Genomic DNA, 23,056 nt, shown 5'->3' with positions numbered 1-23,056 from the left:
ACGAGGACGGTGAGCACGGTCCGAGGTTCAGGAGGTGGAAGCGGTGCACCGTACGAAGGTGTTGGACTCCTTTCCCGCCGGTGACCCCTATGGCAGTTGGCCCGCCGAGGAGTACGCGGCCCGGTGCCGGGAGCGGGGCCAGGGGGCGACGGTCGTGATGGACCTCGACGGGGACGCCTTTCTCGTCGTCGCGCTCGAAGCCGACGGCTCGTGAAGGACGGCGTGGCGCCGTCCGCCCGTGCCGGCGCCGTCCGGGTGGGTCAGCTCTCGCGGTGCGGTCCGAGGTCGTGGAGGACGGCCGTCAGGTCCTGCGCGGTCAGGGCCGGGGCGGGCAGCCGGGTGGCGGGGCGGGTCCCGGCCCGCAGGCCGTCCAGGAACAGGAACAGTTGCCGGCGCCAGGCGTGCGGGGGCCCGGCGGCCGCCAGGGAGGGCACGGCGCGGCCCAGCGTGGCCAGGCTCAGGAGCAGGTCCTCGACGGTGACGTCGGAGCGCATCGTGCCGTCCCGCTGGGCGCGGTCCATCAGCAGGGCGATCGTCTCGTGGTTGTGGGCATGGACGGCGTCCAGGGAGGTCACGCCCTCGATGGCGGTCGTCATCAGGTCGTTCGCGCCGCGGTCGGTGGCGAGTACGGTGAAGACCGACTCCAGGTAGCCGGCCAGTCCCGTCCAGGCGTCCGGCGCTCCGCGGGCTTCCTCCCCGGCGTCGACGGTCCCCTGGAGGGAGTCGCGGAACACGGCGTCGATCAGGGCGGCCCGGGTCGGGAAGTGCCGGTACAGGGTGGCGTTCCCGACGCCGGCCCGGCGGGCGATCTCGTCGAGCCGGGCTTCCAGCCCCTGGGCGGCGAAGGCCTTGCGCGCGGCGGCCAGCAGCAGCTCGCGGTTGCGCCGCGCGTCGCGCCGTACCGGTGCGGGCCGTTCCGTGGCCGGGGTCAATGTCCGCTCCTCGCGTCGCCGGTGACATGCGTACGGGAGGTGCGCGTACGCGCATCCGTACCGGGGATCCTCGTCCGGTACGGATGCTAGCGCCACCGGGGCCGGCGTCACGCGGGCAGGTGTCGTCCGGGCACGCGGGCAGGTGTCACGCGGGCAGCTGCCGGGACCATCGCACGGGCAGGGCGGCCACCCCCCGGAGCATGGCGCCCGGGCGGCGCACCAGGGACTCGGGCGCGGTGTCCAGGGCGAGGTCCGGCAGCCGCCGCAGGAGCGTCCGCAGGGCGGTCCGTCCTTCGAGGCGGGCGAGCGGGGCGCCCAGGCAGTGGTGGATGCCGTGGCCGAACGCGAGGTGTCCCTGGGCGGGGCGCCGGATGTCGAAGCGGTCGGGGTCGGCGAAGTGTCCGGGGTCGCGGGAGGCGGCGGCCAGGGAGAGCATCACGCTGTCGCCCGCCGGGATGCGGACCCCGGCGATCTCCACGGGCTCGGCGGCGTGCCGGAAGGCCGCGGCGGTGACGGGGCCGTCGTAGCGGAGCGCCTCCTCGACGGCTCCGTCGATCAGGAGCGGGTCGGCGCGCAGCGCGGCGAGCTGATCGGGGTGGAGCAGCAGGGCCAGGGCGGCGCTGGAGATGAGGTTGACGGTGGTCTCGTGTCCCGCGACGAGCAGGAGGAAGGCCATGCCGAGCAGCTCCTCGGGGGAGAGCCCGTCCTGTTCGCCGGAGGCCCGGACCAGGGCGCTCATGAGGTCCGTGCCGGGGTCACCGGCCTTGGCGGCGATGAGTGCGGCGAAGTACGCGCTCATCTCGCCGGCGGCGGCGCCCGCCGCGGCGGGTGAGGAGGGGGCCACGAGCTCGGTCGACCAGGAGTGGAAGTGGTGCTGGTCGGCGAGGGGGACACCGAGGAGTTCGCAGATGACGGTGAGCGGGAGCGGAAGGGCGTAGCCGGCGACGAGATCGGCGGTACCGGCCGGCGGGAGGGCGTCGAGGAGCCCGTCGGCGATCCGCTGGACGCGCGGCCGCATCGCCTCGACCCGTCCGGCGGTGAACTCGCGTGCGACCAGGGCGCGCAGGCGGGTGTGCCGGGGCGCGTCGGTCTGGAGCATGTTGAGCCCGATGGCGTTGCCGCCGTCGCTCTCCCACGTCGCCGAGTGCCGTATGTCGTTGCGCAGCCGGGGGTCCGTCAGGGCGGCGCGCACCTCGTCGCGTCCGAGGACGAGCCAGACGTCCCCGCTGCCGGGCACGTGGACGCGGTGGACGAGTCCCCTCTCGCGCAGGGCGGCGTAGACGGGGTACGGGTCGACGGTGAAGTCGACTCCCTCGGGGGCGAGTTCGTCGAGCGTCGGTGCGGCGGGCATGGCGGTTCCCTTCCTCCTCGAAGCAAACGGGGAGCACTCCCCGTTTCGTCACTCGGGAACGCTACCGCATGAACCGGGGAGTAGTCCCCGTTTGCTGGGGAGTCCGCTGCGTCCGGCCGGGGAGCCTGCGAAAACCCTTTGGCGGACGGCGGAGGCCCCTGTTAACCTCCCGAAGACCGTGCGACAGAACGAGGAGGTGGTACCCGTGAACGCAGTTTCGACATGGGTGCTCTCCTCCGGGGTCACGGTCGGGCGATAGGTCGTCCGGGAGCGCCGTTCAAGAGCCCTCCCGAAAGGCCCGACCGTGCAATTCACTTCCGAACAGCACCTGGACGACGGTGTCGTCGAGCGCGAGTTCACCCTCGGCGAGATCCCCGGAACCCTGTGGACGCCTGAGTCGTCCGCCCCGGCCCCGCTGGTCCTGATGTCCCACAACAACGGCCTGCCCAAGGCGGACCCCCGGCTGGTGGCCCGCGCCCGGTACACCGCGGCGCGTGGCTACGCGGTGGCCACCATCGACGCCGCCGGGTGCGGTGACCGTCCCCGTTCCGCCGCCGACGAGCAGGCCCGTGCCGACCTGCGGCGGGCGATGCGGGCCGGTGAACCGGTCGACGAGATCTTCGAGTCGTTCATCGGCCCCCTGGTCGAGAACGCGGTCCCGGAATGGCGGACCACTCTCGACGCCCTTCTCGCGCTGCCGGAGATCGGCGGCCCGGTCGGGTACTCCGGGGGGTGGACGGCCCTCGGCATCCGGCTGGCGGTGGCCGAGCCTCGGATCGCGGCCGCGGGCTTCTTCGCCGGCGGGTACGTGCCCCGCGCCCAGCGGGAGGAGGCCCGGCAGGTCACCATTCCGCTGCTGTTCCTGCTGCAGTGGGACGACGAGGGGAACCCCCGGCAGCGGGCCCTGGACCTGTTCGACGCCTTCGGCAGCAAGGAGAAGACCCTGCACGCCAATCCGGGCGGGCACACCGGCACCCCGTGGTTCGAGCTGGAGGACGGGTGCCGGTTCCTGGACCGACACCTGAAGTGAGACGGGGCCGTCCGACGGGCGGCAGGCGGTAGGCGGTGCTGCTGCACCACCGCTCCGGACGGCCGGGTACCGGCCGCCCGGAGCGGCGCCGGACGGCCGGCAGGGCCCGGATCCGGGACGGCGTCAGCCCAGTCTGCGGATGGTGCTGAGGGCGGCGCGTACCTCGGCCATCTCGACCGAGTCGGGTCCGAAGACCGGCTCCAGGGCGGGGTAGACCTCCGCCAGGGCCTCCAGGGCCGGGCCCCACTGCCGGGACGTCGTCAGGAGAAGCCCGATCTGCCTCCGGACGTCGAGGAACAGGCGCGCGTCCCGGGGGTGGGACGCCTCCAGGCCGGCAGCGAGGTCCTGGAACTCTTTGAGCGCTGCGGCCGTGCCCCCCAGGTACCGGCGGCAGGTCGCGGCCCTGGCCCGGTACTCGACGGCCTCGTCGGAGGTGCCTTCGGCCAGGGCGAGGTAGAGGGGCAGGGCCGAGCCGAACCGGCCGTCCGCGAAGAACGCCGCCGCACGTGACACCCGCGGGTCGGTGGCCGCGGCCCCGGTGCCCGTGGGGATGTCGTCCGGCAGCTCCGGCGGTTCTGCCGGCTCCGCCACCTCCGCCGGCTCCGGCAGCAGCGGCCGGATCGCGGCGGTGTGCGGGAGCGACCCGGTGCGCGGTGCCGTGTGGCGGTTCAGTCCGTCGAGCAGCTCGCGTGCCGATGCGGGCCTGTCGCCCGGGTGCTTGGCGAGCGTTGCCAGGATGAGGGCGTCGAGTCGGGGGTCGATGTCGGGGCAGTGGTCCCGCAGGGGCACCGGCGCCCGCGAGATGTGGTCGCGCATCACCTGGGTCGCCGGCCCGATGAAGGGAGGGGAGCCGGCCGCCATGTGGTAGAGGACGCAGCCGAGGGAGTAGAGGTCGCTGCGCGGGTCTCCGACGAGGGGGGAGTCGAACTGCTCGGGAGCCATGTAGTCCACGGTTCCCACCAGTTCCCCGGCGGCCGTGAGCCGGGGATGCTCGGATCCGAACACCGCCGCGGTGCCGAAGTCGAGCAGTTTCACCTGGTCGCCCGTGGTGACCATGATGTTCGAGGGCTTGAGATCACGGTGGATGACGGGATCGCCGTGCAGGACGTGGAGCACGTCGCAGACCTGGATGCCGATGGACACCAACCGGCCGACGGGTAACCGGTGGTGTTCCAGCAGGACCCGGTCGAGGTCGTGGCCCAGTACCAGCTCCATGACGATGTACGCGTGAGGGGCGTCGGAGGCCAGCCGCGCGTCGTAGAGGACCGGGACACCGGGGTGGCCGAAGCGCGCCAGGAGCCGGGCTTCCCGTCGGAACCGCTGCCGGAACATCTCCGCCCGGTCCGTGCGGGCGCCGGACGCGAGCCGGTACGGCTGGATGAGCTTCACCGCGACGGTCCGCCGCAGCTCCCGGTCGAAGGCGTGCCAGACCTGCCCCATGGACCCTTCACCGAGCAGGGTGCGCAGTTCGTACCGGTCGTCCAGGACCTGGGTGTCAGGGAGCATCGGGCTCGTTTCCCGCAGCGGTCTCGGAGTGGATCTCGGCCACGAGGTCGACCAGCGAGCCCTGGCCCGGCACGAACCAGCAACGCGTGCCCTGGACCGCCGCGGGCGCCTCAGTCCACTGCGCTTCCTCCCAGATCCGCATGACCAGGCCGCTCGGTGAGTAGCGTTTGCCGTCAACGGCCCAGATCAGCGGTCGGCGGTTGTCGTCGACCCAGGTCGCGAGGAACCGGCTGGGATCCGCGTCGACCCACGCGGACACCCCCTTCGCCTCCGTGGCCGTACCCGGCCGGTACATCAGGCGTGTGCCCTCCGGAATGCGGCCGTGGGCCACCAGGAGTGCAACGCCGTTCGGCCTCCGGGTCCGCCGGGGCCCCGCGGGAACCAGGTCAGGGGCTCCGGCCTTCTCCGCGAAACCGTTGACGACGGCGGCGGCCAGCTCACGGCAGCGGTACGGGTCGGTGAGGAGGTGCACGATGAATGCGTGCGGGCCGTAGAGGCGGTCCACCAGGAAGATCAGCAGGGACAGCGCACGCCCGGTGCGTTCGAGGGCGGTCTCCAGACGGGACTCCCAGTCGCCGTCCGCCTCGTCGATGCCGTCGAACCCGATCGTACGGAACACGATGTGCGTGATCAGCAGGTGCGCGTTGTCGCAGATGGCGCGGGCCCGCGGCGGCAGAGCGGGGGACAGCTCCCCGAGCGCCTGGCGGACGGCGCGCATGAGCAGCACGGAGCGCCAGATCTGCAGGGCCCCGGGACGGGGCAGACCGAACAGCCGGGAGTACACCCCGTTCGGGGCCCGGCGCCACAGGACGTCGTCGTCACGGAGCAGCCGCGCGGTCAGCGAACTGTCGCGGTGGGCACAGGCGAGCGCGATCGCCGCCTCCGCCACCGTGCAGCCCGCCGTCGGTGCGGGGTCCAGCGACCCCCGCTTGAGGACGTACTCCTTGTCCAGCATCACCGCGAACTCGTCCCGGATCTCCAGCTGCCTCGGATCCAGCGCCACGAAGTCCCTCGGCTCCATGCGGTTCTGCGTGTTCGTCGCCGAGGTGATCTCCGCGGCCAGCGTGTTCGGAGCCCCGTCGACGCAGATCACCCGGATCAGCACCCGGGCCTCGGCCACCGCCGAGGGGTCCGATCCGAACGCGCGGGCGACCGATCCGACCGTCTGCGCCCCGTTGACCACGCTCGCGCCCACCAGCTCCAGCCGGACGGGCTGGCCCACCGCGCGACGCCCGAAGTACTCCGCCTGGACGCGCTCGCACAGGAGCGTGATGCCGTTGTTGAAGTACCAGAACCGGTCGGGACGGTCCCGGAGGCTGCTCGTCAGGTCGGCGTTGACCGAGGTGACCCCGAGATGGCGGCGCAGATTGCCCTCGAACAGGCGCTCCCCGTGCAGCTGGTACCACAGCGCCAGCTCGTCCGCCGCGACCGTTCCCACGTACGCCTGGTAGGGGGCGGGTGTCACGAACCAGCCCTCGGTCAGGGTGACCGGGAGGGTCAGGGGCCTCGGCGCGGCGTCCCGGCGGGCCGCTGAGTGGAAGTCGGCGAGGCCGAGGACGCGCAGGTCCACCAGTTCGCCGAACCGGTTGAACTCCGCCGTCTCCTCCCGCAGCGCGGTTTCGGCCCCGGGGGAGAGGTGCCCCTCGCCCAGGACCGCGGCAACCAAGTGGATCTTGAGGCCCGGCTGTGCGAGGACCTTGACCACCCTGTCGGCCAGCCGCAGGAACCTGGGGTTGAACCGGTCGAACTGCATCTCCGCCAGCCGGCGGAGCGCCGCGACCATGCGCTGTACGTCCTCGATCCGCAGCAAGGCCGTACCGCTGCTGCTCCACCGGGACTGGACCAGCCAGATCTCCGGCGTGGCCGGGGAGAAGCCGATCGCGTCGATGCCGCCGTCGTCCGGACCGTCGATCACCGAGCCGGCCGCCTCCTCGGCCGTGCAGTCGGTCGAGATGCGCACCGCCTTGGCCGCGAGCGCGCGCGAACTGAACAGCGCCTCGCGTTCCTCGGCAGTCCGGCCGGCGGGGTCGTCCACGTCGAGGAGTTCGCCGAATTCCCTGGCGAGGGCGTGGCGGACGAACTTGACGCGGGTGTCCCGCTCCGCCGGATGCGTCTGGTCGCTCATGGCAGGTCGGCTGCGGCTTCCACGGTCAGCGGGCTGGCCACGACGCAGCGCGGGCCGCCGGGGCCCGCGTCCAGCAGGACCGTGACGCGGGCGAGCCCCCGGCACCAGACGGCCGTGCCCTCCAGGGCCGGGCTGTGGTCGACCGCCCGCAGCAGAGCCAGTACGCCTTCCCGTCCGACCGGGCCGACGGCCCCCTCGGCCGGAGCGGGGCCGCCGGCGGACGGATTCGCTGCCGCCAGTGCTTCCACCGCGCGGCCGACGCGGGTCAGGAAGATGCTGCCGTAACTGTCTCCGCCGGCCTCCACCTCCTCCAGCGGCGGCCCGTCGGCCAGTACCGGGGCGTGGCCCAGGAGGTGGTGGGACGAGCCGTGCATGAGCAGCCGGCAGCCGGCTTCCCCCTCAGGGGCCGGCTCCTGCCCCGCGGCGGCATCGACGAAGAGGACGAGGTTTCGATGGGGGCCGGAGAGGGTGACGCACAGCAGCGGCGCCTCGAACTGCACCCACTGGCCGGGGCGCAGACCGGGCTCGGTGAACCAGCGGGCGGATTCCAGCAGGTGCCGGTCGACGCGGTCCAGCCGACGCAGACGGTTCCGCTCGTCGTCGGCGGCGGGCGCGTCGACGTCGATCCCGCCGACGGGTGTGGTCAGACGGAGGGCCCCGGCCCGGGGAACGCGGCCGGCCGGTGCCACGAACTGGCGTAACTTCCCGTCCGACAGATAGATCAACTCCCGCATCGCGGCCTCCCGCCTCGCATGCCCGCCCCGTGCGCCCATCCTGCCACCGGGCGAGGGCGGCGGTGGGCGGTTCGGTCAGGAAGATCGGACGCTCGTCGTGCTCGTCGGGAGGTCGTACGACGAAGCGGCCCCGGGCCGGAGACCCGGGGCCGCCCTCGACCCGGCCGTGCTCGCGCCGCGAGGAGGGCTAGCGGCCGCGTCCCCGCTGGATCTCGAAGTGGTCGATCCGCTGGCCCGTCTCGGCCAGCGCGCTGACCTTCAGCTTCGGGGAGCGGCCCGTCTCGACCTCGACCGCGAGGAAGGAGTAGTTGGTGTACCGCACCCGCGACCACTCCACCGTCTCGGTCGCCTTCGCACCGCCCTTGACCCACCGGTAGGAGTCCACGCCGTCGCGGTCCGCGACGTGGCCCTCGTACGAGTCCGGCACCGGGAAGCTGTACAGCGAACGTCCCGCCGCGCCGGCCGTGACGTACACGATGCCGTCCTGCGTGGGGTCGGTGCGCTCACCGATGGGGACCTTCCGGCCGACCTTGTTGCCCTTGATCGCGTCGGTCCGCTCGTACACGTGGTTGTGGCCGTTGATGACCAGGTCCACCTGGTGCTTCTCGAACAGCGGCACCCACACGTCCCGCACCCCGCCCTCCGAGGCGTGCGCGCTGGTGGTGGAGAACGCGCAGTGGTGGAAGAACACCACGATGAAGTCCACGTCGCGGTGGTGGCGCAGTTCGCCGAGGCGCCGGTCCAGCCACGCGGTCTGCTTTCCGCCGCTGATCCCGAAGTTGGCGGGGATCTCGTACGAGACGTCGTTCGCGTCGAGCGCCACGACCCCGACGTTGCCGTGCACGAACGAGTACACGCCGGGCTGGTTGACCGGGTCCGGGCCGTTGCCGGGCAGCGACCAGCGGGCGTTCTGGCCCCCGTACCCCTGGGGCGAGTACCAGGCCTCCATGTCGTGGTTGCCGGTCGTCACCATCCACGGCACGGTCTTGGCCACCGTCTCGGTCTGCGCCAGGAACTGGTCCCAGGCCCGCGCGTCGTAGGTGTCGCCGGCGGTGCCCGAACCGGAGGAGTCGGCATAGCAGATGTCGCCCGCGTGCAGGTGGAAGGCAGGGTTCTGGGCCAGCAGCACGGCGTCGTTGCCGAGCGCGTGGTAGCTCACGCCCTGGTCGCCGAAAGCGGTGAAGGTGAAGTTCTCGGCGCGGGAGGGGGCGGTGGTGAAGGTGCCCAGCGTGCCCAGGTTGCGGTGGTCGGCGGGGTCGAAGCCGTCGTGTCCGACCCCGTAGTAGTAGGTCTGACCGGGCCTCAGCCGGTCCAGGCCCACGTGCAGGTAGAACTGCTCGGCCGCGGCGATCTTGCCGCCGTTCAGGACCGGGGTGCTCAGGTGCCGGACCTCAGCGTCGATCTTCACGCTGAGCGCCCAGGGGCTGGTGCCCACGCGCAGGTACGGCTTCTTCACCGCGAACGGCACCTGCCAGGACACCCGCATCTGCGTCTTCGGATCGGCGCCGTACTGCAAGTGCCGAGCGAAGGGCGCGGCCAGGGCGCCGTCGACACCGCGCCGCTCGGTGGAGGTGAGCACGGCAGGAGCCGCGTACGCGGGCGAGGCCGCGCCGACGGCCAGGCCGGCACCGGCCACGGCTGCGGTCGCCGCACCCGCGCGCAGCGCGCCGCGCCGGGTGAACTTCGCACGCAGGTAGTCGTGCTGCTCGGCCATGCTCATCCGCGAGGCGAGTGTGCGGGGGATACCGAAATCGGGAAGGTCCATGGCTGCAAACCTCATCGTCCCAGACGACGCGGAGGTCGCCGAAAGGTGAACGGACGGGGGCGGAACCCCCATGAGAATCCCCGGAATTGCCCATCTTCCTGCCACCCCGGACCGGTACCGGGGCGCGGCGGGGCCTTCGTCGACCCGCCGGACCCCGCCTCCGGCCCGACCTGGAGAATGCTGCGGTATGAACTTGTCGTCACTGTGGGGTCCTTTGGGCAGAGCGCTCGACGCCGTGCGGGGGTACCCGCGCCGGGCGCCGCTGACCCTCGCCTACGTCGGTGTGCTCCTCGTCGGCCACGCCTGGCTCGGCTACGGCCTGTCCGCCGATCGGGCGGCCACCGTGTTGGGTCATCTCAGCACCAACCTGGACAATCTCCAAGATCATCCGCTCTCGGCGCTCCTCGGCAGCGTGCTGTTCTTCGACGGAACGCTCACGGACGTCGCCTCGACCGAGTTCGTCGGAACCTTCATCACCCTGGGGCTCGGCGTCTGCTGCTTCCTGGCCTGGGCGGAGAACCGATGGGGGAAGGCGCGCGCCGTGGCCGTGTACCTGGGCGGGCACGTCGTGGCCACCCTGCTCACCGCCGTCGTCATCGCCGTTGCGCTGCGGCGCGGCTGGTACCCGACGGAGGTGCGGCAGGCCCTGGACTACGGGGTCAGCTACGGAGCCCAGACCGTGCTGGCGATCGGCACGCTCGCCCTGCCCCGCCGGGGCCGCCTCCCCTGGGCCCTCTTCGTCCTCGCCTGGCCCCTCGGCGGAGCCGAATGGGACGGGCCGCTGCCGGACTTCACGACCGTCGGCCACCTCACGGCGGCGGCCCTCGGCTTCGGGCTTCTGGCCGTCCCGGTGTTCAGGCGGCAGCGGGTGCGCGCCGCGCTCACAGCATGACGTGCTTGGCCTGGGTGTAGTCGAGGAGGCCGGACAGGGAGAGGTCGCTGCCGTACCCGGAGTGTTTGACGCCGCCGTGGGGCATCTCCGAGACGGTGGTGCCGTGGGTGTTCACCCAGACGATGCCCGTGTGCAGGATCCGGGTCGCGCGCATGGCGCGGTCGTGGTCCGAGGTCCAGACGCCGGCGGCGAGGCCGAAACGGACGTCGTTGGCCAGGCGCAGGGCCTCGGTCTCGTCGGTGAACGGCTGGACGGTCACGACAGGGCCGAAAGTCTCCTCCTGCACGATCTCGTCGCCCTGGCGCACGCCCGCCACGACGGTGGGCTCGACGAAGAAGCCCGGCCGGGCGAGCTGCGCGCCGCCCGTCACGATCTCGGCGTGGGCCGGGAGCCGGTCGAGCTTGGCCCGTACCGAAGCGAGCTGGGCCGCGTTGTTGAGCGGGCCGAAATCGGCGTCCGGTTCGCTCGGCGGGCCCGTGCGCAGGGCGCGCGCCGCTGCCGCGAAGGCCGCGAGGAACGCGTCGTGCACCCGGTGGTGGACCAGGAGCCGGGTGGGTGCGGTGCAGTCCTGGCCGGCGTTGTAGTAGGCGACGGCGGCGAGGGCCGCGGCCGTCGCCTCGACGTCCACGTCGTCGTGGACGATGACGGGGGCGTTCCCGCCCAGCTCCAGATGGACGCGCTTGAGGTCGGCCGCCGCTGCCGCCGCGATCTCCTGGCCCGCCCGCACACTGCCCGTGACCGCGATCAGGGCCACGTCGCGGTGGGCGGTGAGCGCACGGCCGGTGTCGCGGTCGCCGCAGACCACGTTGAGGACGCCCGGCGGCAGGTGTGCGGAGGCGATCCGCGCGAGCAGCGCGGACGAGGACGGGGTGGTGTCGGCGGGCTTGAGCACGGTCGTGTTCCCGGCGGCGATCGCCGGGGCGATCTTCCACGCCGCCATCATCAGCGGGTAGTTCCACGGGGTGATCTGGGCGCAGACTCCGACCGGTTCGCGGCGCAGCAGGGAGGTACGGCCCTGCGCGTACTCGGCCGCTGCCGCGCCCGGGAGGTTCCGGGCCGCTCCGGCGAAGTAGCGCACCGCGTCGACGATCGCGGGCAGCTCCTCGTCCCTGAACTGCCGCACCGATTTGCCGGTGTCCGCCGTTTCCGCGGCCGTCAGGGCGTCCGCGTGCGCCTCCATCGCATCGGCGAGGGCGAGCAGGGCGCGCTGCCGTACGGCGGGGGTGGTCGTGGACCAGTGCGCGTACGCGGCCGCCGCCGCCGAGACGGCGGCGTCGGTGTCGGCCCTGCCGGAGCGCGGGGCACGGGCGTGCACCAGCCCGGTGGCGGGGTCGGTCAGCTCCATCGCCTCGCCGGACGCGGCGGGCCGGTCCACACCGCCGATGTGGTTGAGCGGTTCGCCCGTCAGGGTGTCGGTCACGGCGTCAGCCACGGCGCAGCACCTCCTCGGCGGTGTCGCGTCCGGTGCGCACGGCTCCCTCCATGTAGCCCGCCACCCACTGGTCGGAGCCGCAGACGTAGAAGGGCGGTTCGTGGGTGCCGTGGCGGGGTCCGACGGCCATGACGTCGCCGGGGGTCCACTGGGTGACGTACCCCTGCGTCCAGGGGTCGGTGCCCCACATGCGCAGGTACGCGGCGAGCGGGCGGTGCCCCTCGTCGCCGTAGAGGCGGGCGATCTCGCCGAGCAGTTCCGCCTGCCGCAGGTGAGCGGGTGTGCCCAGGAGTACGCCGAACCGTTCGGGCGGCACGAGGGCGGAGAGGACGCCCTCGCTCTGCGGCCACGTGCTGCCGAGGACCCCCTCGCATTCGGAGAGGCCGCTGAGGCCGCGGTCGCGCCAGAAGGGCCTGTCGTACGCGGCGGTGAACTTGGCGGCGAGGGCGTGCCGCTGGCGGTGCAGGGAGGCGAGGCGGTCCTCGCTCACCCCGGTGACGGCGACGGAGCGCAGAGGGCCGACGGGGAGGGCACTGACGAGGGCCGCCGCGGTCAGGGTCTCGCCGCCGGCCAGGCGGACGGAGCAGTGGCCGGGCGACACCGAGACCGCCTCGGCCGCGGATCCGGTCCGTATCCGCCCGTCGAGGGCCTCGGCCATGCGCAGGGCCACGGTCGCCGAGCCCTCGGCCACCCGCAGGCCCTCCCACGCCTCGTACTCGTAGTGGCCGACGCCGGGGACGGCGGCGTGTTTGCGCAGGGAAGCGAGCAGGGAGGTGCGTTCGCAGGAGCCGTCGGCGAGGGCGAGCTGTCCGATCTCCCACAGGCGCACGACGGCCGGGGTCGCGCCCTCGGCGCGCAGCCAGTTGCCGACGGACTGCCGGTCCAGGGCGGCGGCGCCGGGGTGGGACCACGGGTCGTCGGGGTCGACGGTACGGGCGAGTGCGGCGAAGGCGGCGGTGACCTTCCGGTGGAGGGCCTCGTCCCCCGGCCCGAACCAGTGGGGCGGTTCGGCGGCGGAGACGCCTTCGGGCGTGGCGCGGACGAGGTCGCCGGGCTCGGCGACGTAGCTGGGGACCAGGGTGAGGCCCAGTTCGGCGACGAGGTCCGTGTAGGCGGTGTGGGACCGCCCGACCACTTCTCCGCCCAGTTGGACGAGGCGGCCGTCGGGGAGGCGGGTCTGCTCGACGCGTCCGCCGACCCGGTCGCGGGCCTCGACGACGAGGACGTCGGCGCCGCCCTCGGCCAGGTCGCGTGCGGCGGCGAGGCCTGCGAGGCCCGCGCCGAGCACGATGACGTCGTGGTTCATGGGGGTTGTTCCTTCGCTGGGTGCGGGAAGGCGGCCGGGACGGCTGCCCGGCGGGGTCAGTCGAGGACCAGGCAGTGTTCGGGCCTCCAGCCGATCTCGACCTGCTCGCCGCCGCTCCAGCGGTCCTCCATGCGGGAGCGGTCGGTGTTCTGCTCCAGCACGGACACCGTCACGCCCGGCGCCAGTTCGATGAGGTACGTGGTGGTCGCACCGCCGTAGACGGTCTCCCGCACGACTCCGCCGACCCGGGCCATGCCCGGTTCGAAGTCGGAGAGCCAGATCTTCTCCGGCCGGATCGAGAGGCTGACGGCGGTGCCGTCCGGGACCGCGGACCGCAGGCCGACGGGGAGCGCGGGGCCCTGCTCCAGGAGGACCTCGCCGGAGCGGTAGGTCCCGGGGACGAGGTTCGACGTTCCCATGAACGAGGCCGTGAAGGTGGTGGCGGGGCGCTCGTACACGTCCTCCGGCGTGCCGCACTGTTCGATGCGGCCCTCGTTCATGACCGCGATGCGGTCCGACATGGTCAGCGCCTCGTCCTGGTCGTGGGTGACGAAGACGAAGGTGATGCCGACCTCCCGCTGGATCTGCTTGAGTTCGACCTGCATCCGGCGGCGCAGCTTCAGGTCGAGCGCGGCCAGCGGCTCGTCCAGCAGGAGCACCTGGGGGCGGTTGACCAGGGCGCGGGCGAGGGCCACGCGCTGGCGCTGGCCGCCGGAGAGCGTGGGCGGCTTGCGGGCGGCCAGGTGGCCGAGCTGTACGAGGTCGAGCATGGAGGCGACCCGCTCGCGGATCTCGGCGCGGGCCACGCCCTTGCGCTTGAGGCCGAAGGCCACGTTGTCCGCGAGGGAGAGGTGGTCGAAGAGGGCGTAGCTCTGGAAGACGGTGTTGACGTTGCGCTTGTCGGGCGGCAGCCCGGTGACGTCCTCGCCGTCGAGCAGGACGCTGCCCTGGGTGGGATCGGCGAAGCCGCCGATCATCCGCAGCAGAGTGGTCTTTCCGCAGCCGGAGGGGCCCAGGAGGGAGAAGAACTCGCCCGGGGCGATGTCGAGGCTGACGTCGCGGACGGCGTACGCGTCGGCGCTGCCGGCGTACCGCTTGCCGACCCGGTCGAGCCGGACAGCGGGGTGCGGGCGCGGGTGCGGGGGACGGGGAGGGTGCTGCATGGGGTCACTTCCCGGAGAGCAGATCGAGGCCGCCGCGACGGCCGAACAGGCGCGGGATGGCGAGGGCGAGGACGATGAGCGCCACGGACCCGAGGAGCATCAGGGTGCCGACGGCGTTGATGGTGGGCTGCACGCCGAACCTGATCGCCGAGTAGATGCGTACGGACAGCGGCTGCGGATCGACGCCCGTCGTGAAGTAGGCGAGGACGAAGTCGTCGAAGACGAGGGCGAAGATCAGGACGGCCGAGGCCAGGATGCTGGGGAGCAGCGCCGGCAGGGTCACCAGGCGCAACGCCTGCCGGCGGGTGGCGCCGAGGTCCATCGCGGCCTCCTCCACCTCGGGGTTCAGGGCGGCGATGCGGGAGCGCAGGATGACCGTCACGTACGAGATGGAGAAGGTGATCTCGGCGAGCATCACGGTGCCGGTGGACAGCGTGATGCCCGTGCCCTTGAAGAGGAGCATCGCCGCGACGCCGGTGACGATCTCCGGGGTGATCAGGGGGACGAGCATGACCAGGCCCGCGAAGGAGCCGAGCCGGCTGCGCGCGCGGACCAGCCCGAGGGCGAGGGCCACGCCGAGGACGAGCGAGCCGGCCATGGCGGCCAGGGAGACCCGCAGGCTCATGCCGAGCGAGTCGAGCAGTACGTCGTCGTGGAAGAAGGCCTCGTACCAGCGCAGGCTCAGTCCCTGGAAGACGGTCAGGGACTTCTGCGCGTTGAAGGAGAACAGGACGACGACGCCCACCGGAAGGTAGAGGAGTACGAAGAAGAGCACGGTGACCGCGATCGCGAAGCGGGGCCGTCGCTCGGCGCGCCGGGTCATCGGGCCGCCTCCGCCTCGTCCTTGCGGGTGCGCCGCAGGTAGCCGAGCATCCCGAGGAACAGGACCGCCATGAGCAGCATGGTCAGGGCCGAGCCGAGCGGCCAGTTCTGGCCCTGGAAGAACTTGTCCTGGATCAGGTTGCCGATCATGATCTGGTCGGGTCCTCCCATGAGCTGGGCGCTGACGAAGTCGCCCATGGCGGGCAGGAAGACGAGGACGCAGCCGGCGGCGGCGCCCTGCCGGGTGGCGGGCACGGTGACGAAGAGGAAGGTCCTCAAGGGGCCGCCGTAGAGGTCGCGGCCGGCCTCGATGAGCGAGGTGTCCATCCGTTCCAGGGCCGCGTACAGCGGGATGATCATGAACACGATGAAGCCGTAGACGAGTCCGGCGATGACGCCCGTGCCGGTCTGGAGGATCTTGGTGTTCCCGTCGGCGACGCCCACCGCGCGAAGGGCCCGCAGCAGCGGTCCGTCGTCGGAGAGGACGACGGACCAGCCGTACATCCGTACCAGGTAGTTGGCGAAGAAGGGGACGACGATGGCGGCGATCAGCGCGTTCTTGAAGCGGCCGCCGTGCAGCGCGATGGTGTAGGCGACGGGATAGGCCACCAGCAGGCAGATGGCGCAGGTGACGAGTGCGTAGCCGAGGGAGCGCAGCAGGACGGTCCGGTACGCCGGGTCGGCCAGCGTGGCGATGTTGTCGAAGTTGAGTCCGAAGCGCGGGTTCCCCAGCGGGTCGGTGGTGCCGAACGCGAGGGTGGCCACCAGGACGAGCGAGGCGAGCAGGAAGCCCGTCATCCACAGGGTGCCGGGGAGCATGAGCCAGGTCCACAGGCGGGCTCCCGCCGCGGACGGCCCCGGGTCCGGACGGCTCGCCCCGGATGGTGTGCGTCGTGTCATGTCAGCCGGCCTTCACGTCGGTCCAGGCGGCGTCGCGGGCCCGCTCGCCCGTCGCGGTGCCGTTGCGGTAGAAGAGGTCGGCCCCCAGGTCTTCGGCGGTCACCAGACACTGGGGGAACGGCTCCACGAGCGCGGCGTACGTGTCCTCGGTGCCGCGCACCGGCATCGGGTAGCCGATGTACTCGATGTTCTTCTTCACGTTCTCCGGACGGAGCATGTAGTCGATGAAGAGCATCGCCGTGCCGGGGTGCCGGGCATTGGCGGGTATCGCGTAGCAGTCGGAGTTGACGGGGGCGCCCTCCCGGGCGACCTCGAAGCCGAAGACCGAGGGGTCCTCGGCCTGCGCGAGCATCGCGGCCATGTCCCCGCTCCAGGCCTGCGTCATGTCGGCGTTGCCGTTGAGCAGGTTGTTGTAGCTGTCGCTGGAGAAGCCGCGCAGATGGGGTCGGAGCGAGTGCAGGGTGTCGGTGACGCGGTCGAGTTCGGCCGGGTCGCCGGTGGAGAGGCCGAGTCCGAGCCGGAGCGCGCCCATGCCGAGCACCTCGTCCCGGTCGTCGAGTACGAAGACCTTGCCCTTGGCCTGCTCGTTCCACAGGTCGCTCCAGGAGCCGGTGAGGTCCCCGAGGCGGTCGCGGCGCCATCCGATGCCGGTCTTGTACATGGTGAAGGGCACGGTGTGCGCGGAGCCGGGGTCGTACCAGGGGTCGGCGAAGTAGCCGTAACCGCCGAACACCGCCTCGGCGTTCCTCAGCCGGCCGTGGTCGATCGTGCGCAGCCTGCCGCCCGCGGCGAGGCGCTGCGACCACTTCGCCGTCGGGAAGATGATGTCGTAGCGGTTGCCGGAGTTGAGCTTGGCGGCCATGCCCTCCATGGAGTCGAAGTTCGACTGGACGACCTTGACCCCGTACTCCTTCTGGAAGCCTTCGAAGACGGCCGGATCGACGAAGTCGGCCCAGTTGAAGTAGACGAGGTCGCCGTCGACCTTGACGTCGATCGGGGTGTGCGCGGCCGCTGCCGCGGCCGGGTCGCCGTCGGATGCGAACCCGCAGCCGGCCGCCGTGAGGGCGATGGCCGCGGTGGTGCCGGCGCGGAGGAAGGAGCGTCTGGTCAGGGGAAGTGCCTCGGGGGACATCGGGGTCCTCTCCGTAGGGGCCCGCTGCCGTGGGGGGACGGCGGGAAGGGAACAGCGGCGGGGGAGGTCGTACGGGGCGGCCGTGCGGTGGGCGGCCGTGCGGTGGGTGCGGCGGTGCGGGGCGCGGTGGTGCCGCGGCGTCCGCGCGGACGGCGCGCTTCAGCGGGAGCGGCTCACAGTCCGGCGGCGCCGAGGTCGTCCCGGATGCGGCCGGCGAACCAGCCGACGGCCGACTCGCGGCGCGACAGGGGTCCGGGCTCGAACCCGGGGGTGGAGAGCCCCTTCTGGACGCGGGACACCAGCTCGGCGTCCTCGTCGTTGGTGATCCAGCCGATGTGGATGTTCAGGCGCCGGGCCAGCCGGGTGCGCAGGCTGGTGCCGCGCCGCGTGTAGAACGCCCCGGGTACGGCCACCCGGTCCACCGCCGTCGGGATCGCCGTCCAGGCGAGGACGTGGTCGGGGTAGAAGTCGATGAGGGTGTTCGGGTAGATCACCGCGTACCGCCAGACCCTGCGGTCGGCCTCGGCGAGGCCCGGCATCGGGGCGGCGATGCGCTGGTAGAGGCGTTCGGGCCAGTTGGAGGAGGGTTTGTCCCGCAGCGGCGAGGCGAACAGGGCGTAGGACTCCTCGATGTCGCAGGTGTAGCCCTGGTAGTCGAGGAGCCGCATCAGCCCCGGATGGGCCACCGGGACGTGGTAGCCCTCCAGGTAGTTGTCGACCGCCACCTTCCAGTTGGCTTCCTGTACTTCGGCGCCCGCCAGGTCGTGGATACGGGCGCGGCCGACCGGTACCAGATCGGCCCCGGCGTAGTGGCCGACCGCCTCGGCGAGGCCCGCGCAGCTCTTCGCCAGCGGTACGGCGTCGGGGTCGAGGTTGACGAAGACGAAGCCGAGGAAGGACTCGACCCGGGCCGGGAACAGGCCGAGGCTCGGCTTGTCGAGGCAGGGGATCTGCCGTGCTTCCGGGGCGCCGACCAGGCTTCCGTCGAGCCGGTACGTCCAGCCGTGGTACGGGCAGCGGATCGCCTTGCCGGCGGGTTCCGGTGCGGTCACCAGGCGGGTTCCGCGGTGCCGGCAGACGTTGAGGTGGGCGGCCAGGCCGCCGTCCTCGGTGCGGACGACCAGCACCTCGCGGTCCGCGACCGTGGCGGCGAGCCGGGCTCCCGGACCCGGTAGGTCGGACTCGTGGCAGACGATCTGCCAGGACTTGCCGAAGACGTGCCGCATCTCGGCGGCGCCCGTCTCGGGATCGGTGTAGTAGCGGGCGGACAGGGCGGGCCCGGGGGAGTCCTGGCCGGGCGGGCCGGAGGGAGTTCTTTCGGGGGCGCTGTGCTGCATCGGGTGACTCCTTGCCGTACGTGCGGCGATCGGTGTCGGCGATCGGTGTCAGCGATCGTGCCGAGGCGACCCGGCTGCGGGCAGGGTGGGGTACGGCGGACGCCGCGACCTCGCTGACCGATTGGACAGCCAGATTGCTGGCTCATTTCCGCCGGGTCAAGACTTGTGGGCTGACCGATCGGTCAGCTAGCGTGATTGATGTCGCTGACCGCTCGGTCAGTCAACGTGTCACCGTCGCTGCTCCGGCGCCGCCGCGCATCCGCCCCGCTCCCCGGGCCGGAAGCAGCCCTGCCCGCCCCGGCCTCCGCCCGGGCCCGCACCCCCCGTTTCCCTCGTTTCCCCCGTTCCGCCGCACGATTCGGCGTCCCCTCGGCGATCCCCGGGCCTCCCCTCCCGCCCCGGCCCCGCCCGCGCCGTCCCGTCCCGGCACCCCACCCCTCCCGGAGGCACGTATGAGCGGTCGTCGGCGTCTGGACTGGCTCGGCCTCACCCCCGAACCGGAGCGGGAACTGCCCGTGGCGGTCGCCGCCCTGCGCGCCCCGTCCCCGGCTCCGCCCCCGCCCCCACCGCAGACCCGGGCGCCCGCCGGGGAAACCCCTGCGGAACCGGCGGCCACGGTCACGGCCACGGCCGCAGAACCTGCGGCCACGGCCGCAGAACCTGCGGCCACGGCCGCGGAACTGGCGGCCGCCGAGCGCCGGCGCCTGGAGCGCCTGGTCCTGCGGGGCAGCCGGCAGGGCTGGCTCCGCTACCTGGCCGAGGTCACCGAACTGGTGACCTCCGTGGCCGAGGGCTCACGACCGGGCGACCGGGCCGCGGCGCTGCTCGCCGCGGAGGTGGTCCTCGACCACCACCGCATGCTCATCGGCCTCCCGGGCACCGGATACGGCCGCACCGCAGAGGACCGCACCGCGCTGGAGAGCGCCGTACGCCTCCTGCGGACCCCCACCCCGACAGGAGCCGGCCGATGACCGTGATCCGACTCCCGACGGCGCAGCCCCCGGACTCCGTACTCGGAGCGCGACCGGACGTGACGGAAAGCGCCGGGGCGTACCGCGCCACCGGCGGGTACGAGAGCGCCGCCCGCCCCGACGAGCTGCTGCACCACCTCGACGCCTCCGGCCTGCGCGGCCGCGGCGGGGCCGGATTCCCCGTCGCCGTCAAACTGCGCTCCGTCCGCGAGGGCGGCGGGGTCCCGGTCGTCGTCGCCAACGGCGAGGAGGGCGAGCCGGGTTCGGTCAAGGACCGCTGGCTGCTCCGGGCCCGGCCCCACCTCGTGCTCGACGGCCTCGCCCGCGCCGCCGAGATGACCGGGGCGGCACGCGGCTACGTCTACCTCTCCGACCCGCAGGCGGGGGCCCGTGTACGCCGGGCCCTCGCCGAGCACCCGCCGCCCCTGCCCATCGAGGTCGTCGAGACCGAACGCACCTACGTGGCCGGCGAGGAGTCCGCGGTGGTCCGCAGGATCGACGGCGGCCCCGCCCTGCCCACCGCCAAGCCTCCCCGCCCCTTCGAACGCGGCGTCGGCGGCGCGCCCACCCTGGTCTCCAACGTCGAGACGCTCGCCCGCATCGCCCTGACCGCCGCCCGGCCCGGACTGCGGAAGCGGATCGCCCGTTCCACCCTGGTGACGCTGTCCGGCGGGAGCGGCACCCCGCTGCTCACCGAAATCCCGTACGGCGTCCCCCTGCGCACCCTGGCGGCCGCCCACGGCACCCCGGATGCCGCCGGGGCCCTGATGGGCGGGCTGTTCGGGGGACTCGTCGACGCCCGGGCCCTGGACCTCCCCCTCGAACCCGGCGCGCTCGCCGCGGCGGGCACCGCACTGGGCTGCGGAGCGATCCGCTTCCTCGCCCCCGGAACCTGCCCGGTGACCGCCGCCACCGAAGCCGTCGGCCACCTCGCGGCCGAGAGCGCACGGCAGTGCGGGGTCTGCGTCACGGGCACCGCGGCGGTCCACGGCGCCCTCAGGGAGCTCGTCGCGGGCACGGCCGGGCCGGACACCCTCGCGAACCTGACCCGCTGGGCGCGGGGCCTGCCCGGGCGCGGCGCGTGCGGACTCCTCGACGCCGCGGCCGGCACCGCCGGCAGCCTCCTGCGCGCCTTCCCCCGCAGCCTCCCCTCCCATCTCGGGGCGGCCTGCCCCGCCTGCGCCGCCGACCTGCCCGCGGCCGGCCCCGGACGCCTCGCCGTCGCCGTACCGGAGGTCTCCGACGCGCCCTCCGCCCGTATCGCGCTGCCCGCACTGAAAGGAACGCCGTGAAACTCCTGCTGGACTCCACCCGCTGCCAGGGCTACGGACTGTGCCAGGAACACGCCCCCGAACTCGTCGAGCTCGACGAATGGGGCTACGCCACGCTCATCGCCCTCGCCGTCGAACCCGCGGCGGAGGAAGCCGCGCGTGCCTGCGCCGCCAGCTGCCCGAACGCGGCCCTCCGAGTGGAGAAGTGACATGGGACGCGACCTGACCGCACTGTTCGACCCCGGCTCGGTCGCCGTGGTCGGCGCCAGCGACGATCCGGCGAAGTACGGGCACGCCGTGGCCTCCCAGGCGCTGCGGGCCCCGGCCCGCAGGCCCGTCCACCTCGTGAACCGGCGCGGCGGCACCGTCCTCGGCCGGACCGCGGCCCCCTCCCTCGCCGCGATCGGCGAACCCGTCGAGCTGGTGGTGATCTCCGTACCCGGCGCGGGCTTCGAAGCGGCCGTCGACGACGCCCTGGCCTGCGGGGCGAAGGCGATCGTCGGCATCACCGCCGGCTTCGCCGAGGCGGGACCCGAGGGCCTGGCCCGCCAGCAGGCGGTCGCCGCCCGCGTCCGCGCCGCCGGAGCCGTCCTCGTCGGCCCCAACTGCCTGGGCATCGCCGACAACACGACCGAGCTGTACCTCGCCTCCGACCGTTTCGCCCCCGGCGGCATCGCCCTGCTGAGCCAGAGCGGCAATCTCGCCCTCGAACTCCAGCTCCGCGCCGCCCCGCACGGCCTGGGCTTCTCCCGCTTCGTCTCCCTCGGCAACCAGGCCGACGTCACCCTCGTCGACCTCGTCGAGGACTGCGCCCGCCACGAGGCCACCGCGGCGATCGCCGTGTACGCCGAGGACTTCGGCGACGGCCGGGCCTTCGCCCGGGCCGCCGCGGCGGCCGGCAAACCGGTCGTGCTGCTCACCGCGGGGCGGGGCGCCGCCTCCGCGCGCAGCGCCCAGTCCCACACCGGGGCGCTCACCACCTCGGCGGACGTGGTGGCGGCCGCCTGCCGCGACGCCGGGATCGAACTCGTGCACACGCCGAGGGAGATGACGGTCGTCCTGGCCGCGCTGAGCGCGGGTCCCCGTACGAACGGCCGGCGCACCGCGGTTTTCACCGACGGGGGCGGCCACGGGGCCATCGCGGCCGACGCCGCCGAGGACGCCGGGCTCGACGTGCCGGAACTCGGCGCGCGGGCGCAGGAGCGGCTGCGGTCCGTGCTGTGGGGGCAGTCCGCGGTCGGCAACCCGGTCGACCTGGCCGGAATGGGCGAGCAGAACCCCCTTTCGTACGCCGACACGATCGCGGAACTGCTGGCCGCCGACGAGGTCGACGCCGTCCTGATGACCGGCTACTTCGGCGGATACGCGGCCTCCGAGGGGGGCCTGGGCGGCGGCTCGGCCGGCGGCTCCACCGGGGATGCGGACGGCCGTGCGGACGGCGGTCCGGCCAGCGGTCCGGACGGCGGTCCGGACGGCGGCTCCGCCCTCGCGCAGGGCGAGCAGCTGGCCGCCCGCGCGATCGTCACGCACCTCGCGGCCGCGCCGAAGCCCCTCGTCGTGCAGTCGATGTACCCGCAGTCGCCGAGCTGCCGGATCCTGGCGGGGGCCGGGGTGCCGGTGTTCGCCGCGACCGAGGACGCCGCCCGGGCGCTGGCGGCGATGACCGCCCGGGGGGCCGCCGGCACGCCCGGGCTGCCCGCGCTGCCGGCGCCCGCCGGGCCGCTGCGGGACGCGGGCTACCACGGGGTGCGGGCGCTGCTCGACTCCGCCGGCGTGCCCTTCCCGCCCGCCCGCGAGATCACCGACGAGGCCCAACTTCTGGCCGCGGCCGCGGAGTTCGACGGCCCCTACGTCCTCAAGGCCCTGCACCTCCTGCACAAGTCCGACGCGGGCGGCGTCGCGCTGCGGCTGGCCGACGCGGACGCTCTCCTCGCGGCCCACCGGGACATGCACGCGCGGCTCGGCGCGCCCTCGTACTCGGTCGAGGCGATGGCCGATCTGACGGACGGCATCGAGCTGATCGTGGGCGTGAACCGAGATCCGCGGTTCGGGCCCGTGGCGATGGTCGGACTCGGCGGGGTGCTCACCGAGACCCTGCGCGACGTCGCCTTCTCCCTCGCGCCCGTACCGGCCCGGCGCGCCGAGGAGCTGCTCCGCGGCCTGCGGACCGCCGCGCTGCTGGCGGGCGTACGCGGCCGGCCGGCCGTGGACGTGGCCGCGGCGGCCGCCGTGATCGAACGCGTCACCGCGGTCGCCGCCGCACATCCGGAGATCGCCGAACTGGAGGTCAACCCGCTGCTGGTGCGCCCGGACGGTGCCGTCGCCCTGGACGCGCGGGCCGTCCTGCTGTGAATGCCCCCGTACCCCCTCCCCACCCCCTCGCGTCC

General features: G+C 73.3%; 20 protein-coding genes. 7 read left to right on the top strand and 13 right to left on the bottom strand.

Annotation, left to right across the window (positions count from 1 at the left end):
- Positions 1 to 43: 43 nt before the first annotated feature.
- Complete coding sequence (locus tag ACFYXV_RS31805; RefSeq protein ID WP_385463484.1) at positions 44 to 214, top strand: hypothetical protein; 171 nt, start codon at positions 44 to 46, stop codon at positions 212 to 214.
- A 46-nt stretch (positions 215 to 260) separates the two neighbouring features.
- Here ACFYXV_RS31805 and ACFYXV_RS31800 read toward each other — a convergent pair whose 3' ends face one another.
- Positions 261 to 932, bottom strand: coding sequence for a TetR/AcrR family transcriptional regulator (locus ACFYXV_RS31800; protein WP_389384767.1), 672 nt, complete (start codon positions 930 to 932; stop codon positions 261 to 263).
- A 145-nt stretch (positions 933 to 1,077) separates the two neighbouring features.
- Complete coding sequence (locus ACFYXV_RS31795; RefSeq protein ID WP_389384766.1) at positions 1,078 to 2,283, bottom strand: cytochrome P450; 1,206 nt, start codon at positions 2,281 to 2,283, stop codon at positions 1,078 to 1,080.
- A gap of 304 nt (positions 2,284 to 2,587) precedes the next feature.
- Between ACFYXV_RS31795 and ACFYXV_RS31790 the strand changes: the two genes are divergently transcribed.
- Complete coding sequence (locus tag ACFYXV_RS31790) at positions 2,588 to 3,313, top strand: dienelactone hydrolase family protein (RefSeq protein ID WP_389384765.1); 726 nt, start codon at positions 2,588 to 2,590, stop codon at positions 3,311 to 3,313.
- Between the two features lie 123 nt (positions 3,314 to 3,436).
- Here the strand turns inward: ACFYXV_RS31790 and ACFYXV_RS31785 are convergent, their stop codons facing one another.
- The 4 genes from ACFYXV_RS31785 to ACFYXV_RS31770 all read right to left on the bottom strand — a co-directional run bounded on the left by ACFYXV_RS31785 (position 3,437) and on the right by ACFYXV_RS31770 (position 9,443).
- Positions 3,437 to 4,819 carry a serine/threonine-protein kinase gene (locus ACFYXV_RS31785; protein ID WP_389384764.1) on the bottom strand — a complete coding sequence of 461 codons (1,383 nt, stop codon included), beginning with the start codon at positions 4,817 to 4,819 and terminating at the stop codon, positions 3,437 to 3,439.
- Entirely contained in the window at positions 4,809 to 6,944 is a 2,136-nt protein-coding gene (locus tag ACFYXV_RS31780) for an AIPR family protein (protein WP_389384763.1), read from the bottom strand. Before ACFYXV_RS31780 ends, ACFYXV_RS31785 begins: the two co-directional genes overlap by 11 nt.
- Complete coding sequence (locus ACFYXV_RS31775; protein ID WP_389384762.1) at positions 6,941 to 7,678, bottom strand: SAVMC3_10250 family protein; 738 nt, start codon at positions 7,676 to 7,678, stop codon at positions 6,941 to 6,943. Before ACFYXV_RS31775 ends, ACFYXV_RS31780 begins: the two co-directional genes overlap by 4 nt.
- Positions 7,679 to 7,865: 187 nt before the next feature.
- Complete coding sequence (locus ACFYXV_RS31770; protein ID WP_389384761.1) at positions 7,866 to 9,443, bottom strand: purple acid phosphatase family protein; 1,578 nt, start codon at positions 9,441 to 9,443, stop codon at positions 7,866 to 7,868.
- Positions 9,444 to 9,630: 187 nt separating this feature from the next.
- Here ACFYXV_RS31770 and ACFYXV_RS31765 point away from each other — a divergent pair, with 187 nt between their 5' ends.
- Positions 9,631 to 10,335, top strand: a complete 705-nt coding sequence (locus tag ACFYXV_RS31765; RefSeq protein ID WP_389384760.1) for a rhomboid-like protein — start codon at positions 9,631 to 9,633, stop codon at positions 10,333 to 10,335.
- Here ACFYXV_RS31765 and ACFYXV_RS31760 read toward each other — a convergent pair.
- The 7 genes from ACFYXV_RS31760 to ACFYXV_RS31730 all read right to left on the bottom strand — a co-directional run bounded on the left by ACFYXV_RS31760 (position 10,325) and on the right by ACFYXV_RS31730 (position 18,427).
- Complete coding sequence (locus ACFYXV_RS31760; protein ID WP_385463615.1) at positions 10,325 to 11,680, bottom strand: aminobutyraldehyde dehydrogenase; 1,356 nt, start codon at positions 11,678 to 11,680, stop codon at positions 10,325 to 10,327. The genes ACFYXV_RS31765 and ACFYXV_RS31760 overlap by 11 nt on opposite strands.
- Positions 11,681 to 11,759: 79 nt before the next feature.
- Positions 11,760 to 13,073: a flavin monoamine oxidase family protein gene (locus ACFYXV_RS31755; RefSeq protein ID WP_389384759.1), complete on the bottom strand. Its 1,314-nt coding sequence runs from the start codon at positions 13,071 to 13,073 to the stop codon at positions 11,760 to 11,762.
- Between the two features lie 56 nt (positions 13,074 to 13,129).
- On the bottom strand, positions 13,130 to 14,236 hold the full coding sequence (locus ACFYXV_RS31750; RefSeq protein ID WP_385463453.1) for an ABC transporter ATP-binding protein: 1,107 nt from the start codon (positions 14,234 to 14,236) through the stop codon (positions 13,130 to 13,132).
- Positions 14,237 to 14,240: 4 nt separating this feature from the next.
- On the bottom strand, positions 14,241 to 15,059 hold the full coding sequence (locus ACFYXV_RS31745) for an ABC transporter permease (protein ID WP_385463449.1): 819 nt from the start codon (positions 15,057 to 15,059) through the stop codon (positions 14,241 to 14,243).
- Positions 15,056 to 15,958 (bottom strand): ABC transporter permease, encoded by a 903-nt coding sequence (locus ACFYXV_RS31740; protein ID WP_385463446.1) that lies wholly within the window; start codon positions 15,956 to 15,958, stop codon positions 15,056 to 15,058. Before ACFYXV_RS31740 ends, ACFYXV_RS31745 begins: the two co-directional genes overlap by 4 nt.
- A 1-nt stretch (position 15,959) precedes the next feature.
- Positions 15,960 to 17,090: a spermidine/putrescine ABC transporter substrate-binding protein gene (locus tag ACFYXV_RS31735; RefSeq protein WP_389384758.1), complete on the bottom strand. Its 1,131-nt coding sequence runs from the start codon at positions 17,088 to 17,090 to the stop codon at positions 15,960 to 15,962.
- A gap of 173 nt (positions 17,091 to 17,263) precedes the next feature.
- Positions 17,264 to 18,427, bottom strand: coding sequence for an aromatic ring-hydroxylating dioxygenase subunit alpha (locus ACFYXV_RS31730; protein WP_385463440.1), 1,164 nt, complete (start codon positions 18,425 to 18,427; stop codon positions 17,264 to 17,266).
- A 452-nt stretch (positions 18,428 to 18,879) separates the two neighbouring features.
- On the opposite strand from ACFYXV_RS31730, the gene ACFYXV_RS31725 reads away from it, so the two are divergent.
- The 4 genes from ACFYXV_RS31725 to ACFYXV_RS31710 are packed head-to-tail and all read left to right on the top strand — an operon-like array spanning position 18,880 to position 23,021.
- Positions 18,880 to 19,398: a hypothetical protein gene (locus ACFYXV_RS31725; protein ID WP_389384757.1), complete on the top strand. Its 519-nt coding sequence runs from the start codon at positions 18,880 to 18,882 to the stop codon at positions 19,396 to 19,398.
- Positions 19,395 to 20,690 carry an NADH-ubiquinone oxidoreductase-F iron-sulfur binding region domain-containing protein gene (locus ACFYXV_RS31720; protein WP_389384756.1) on the top strand — a complete coding sequence of 432 codons (1,296 nt, stop codon included), beginning with the start codon at positions 19,395 to 19,397 and terminating at the stop codon, positions 20,688 to 20,690. Before ACFYXV_RS31725 ends, ACFYXV_RS31720 begins: the two co-directional genes overlap by 4 nt.
- Complete coding sequence (locus ACFYXV_RS31715; RefSeq protein ID WP_383346255.1) at positions 20,687 to 20,878, top strand: ferredoxin; 192 nt, start codon at positions 20,687 to 20,689, stop codon at positions 20,876 to 20,878. Before ACFYXV_RS31720 ends, ACFYXV_RS31715 begins: the two co-directional genes overlap by 4 nt.
- A gap of 1 nt (position 20,879) precedes the next feature.
- Positions 20,880 to 23,021 carry an acetate--CoA ligase family protein gene (locus ACFYXV_RS31710; RefSeq protein WP_389384755.1) on the top strand — a complete coding sequence of 714 codons (2,142 nt, stop codon included), beginning with the start codon at positions 20,880 to 20,882 and terminating at the stop codon, positions 23,019 to 23,021.
- The last annotated feature ends 35 nt before the right edge of the window (positions 23,022 to 23,056 follow it).

The sequence above is a fragment of the Streptomyces sp. NPDC002181 genome, from assembly GCF_042890485.1.
Lineage (GTDB): Bacteria > Actinomycetota > Actinomycetes > Streptomycetales > Streptomycetaceae > Streptomyces.
Note: the sequence above shows the minus strand (reverse complement) of the source record. Positions and strands in the feature narration are given on the sequence as shown.

Excerpts from the sequence above, each read along its gene's own strand:
- ACFYXV_RS31795 (WP_389384766.1), bottom strand. The coding sequence starts at position 2,283 with ATGCCCGCCGCACCGACGCTCGACGAACTCGCCCCCGAGGGAGTCGAC.
- ACFYXV_RS31785 (WP_389384764.1), bottom strand. The coding sequence starts at position 4,819 with ATGCTCCCTGACACCCAGGTCCTGGACGACCGGTACGAACTGCGCACC.
- ACFYXV_RS31780 (WP_389384763.1), bottom strand. The coding sequence starts at position 6,944 with ATGAGCGACCAGACGCATCCGGCGGAGCGGGACACCCGCGTCAAGTTC.
- ACFYXV_RS31775 (WP_389384762.1), bottom strand. The coding sequence starts at position 7,678 with ATGCGGGAGTTGATCTATCTGTCGGACGGGAAGTTACGCCAGTTCGTG.
- ACFYXV_RS31770 (WP_389384761.1), bottom strand. The coding sequence starts at position 9,443 with ATGGACCTTCCCGATTTCGGTATCCCCCGCACACTCGCCTCGCGGATG.
- ACFYXV_RS31765 (WP_389384760.1), top strand. The coding sequence starts at position 9,631 with ATGAACTTGTCGTCACTGTGGGGTCCTTTGGGCAGAGCGCTCGACGCC.
- ACFYXV_RS31760 (WP_385463615.1), bottom strand. The coding sequence starts at position 11,680 with ATGGAGCTGACCGACCCCGCCACCGGGCTGGTGCACGCCCGTGCCCCG.
- ACFYXV_RS31755 (WP_389384759.1), bottom strand. The coding sequence starts at position 13,073 with ATGAACCACGACGTCATCGTGCTCGGCGCGGGCCTCGCAGGCCTCGCC.
- ACFYXV_RS31750 (WP_385463453.1), bottom strand. The coding sequence starts at position 14,236 with ATGCAGCACCCTCCCCGTCCCCCGCACCCGCGCCCGCACCCCGCTGTC.
- ACFYXV_RS31745 (WP_385463449.1), bottom strand. The coding sequence starts at position 15,059 with ATGACCCGGCGCGCCGAGCGACGGCCCCGCTTCGCGATCGCGGTCACC.
- ACFYXV_RS31740 (WP_385463446.1), bottom strand. The coding sequence starts at position 15,958 with ATGACACGACGCACACCATCCGGGGCGAGCCGTCCGGACCCGGGGCCG.
- ACFYXV_RS31735 (WP_389384758.1), bottom strand. The coding sequence starts at position 17,090 with ATGTCCCCCGAGGCACTTCCCCTGACCAGACGCTCCTTCCTCCGCGCC.
- ACFYXV_RS31730 (WP_385463440.1), bottom strand. The coding sequence starts at position 18,427 with ATGCAGCACAGCGCCCCCGAAAGAACTCCCTCCGGCCCGCCCGGCCAG.
- ACFYXV_RS31725 (WP_389384757.1), top strand. The coding sequence starts at position 18,880 with ATGAGCGGTCGTCGGCGTCTGGACTGGCTCGGCCTCACCCCCGAACCG.
- ACFYXV_RS31720 (WP_389384756.1), top strand. The coding sequence starts at position 19,395 with ATGACCGTGATCCGACTCCCGACGGCGCAGCCCCCGGACTCCGTACTC.
- ACFYXV_RS31710 (WP_389384755.1), top strand. The coding sequence starts at position 20,880 with ATGGGACGCGACCTGACCGCACTGTTCGACCCCGGCTCGGTCGCCGTG.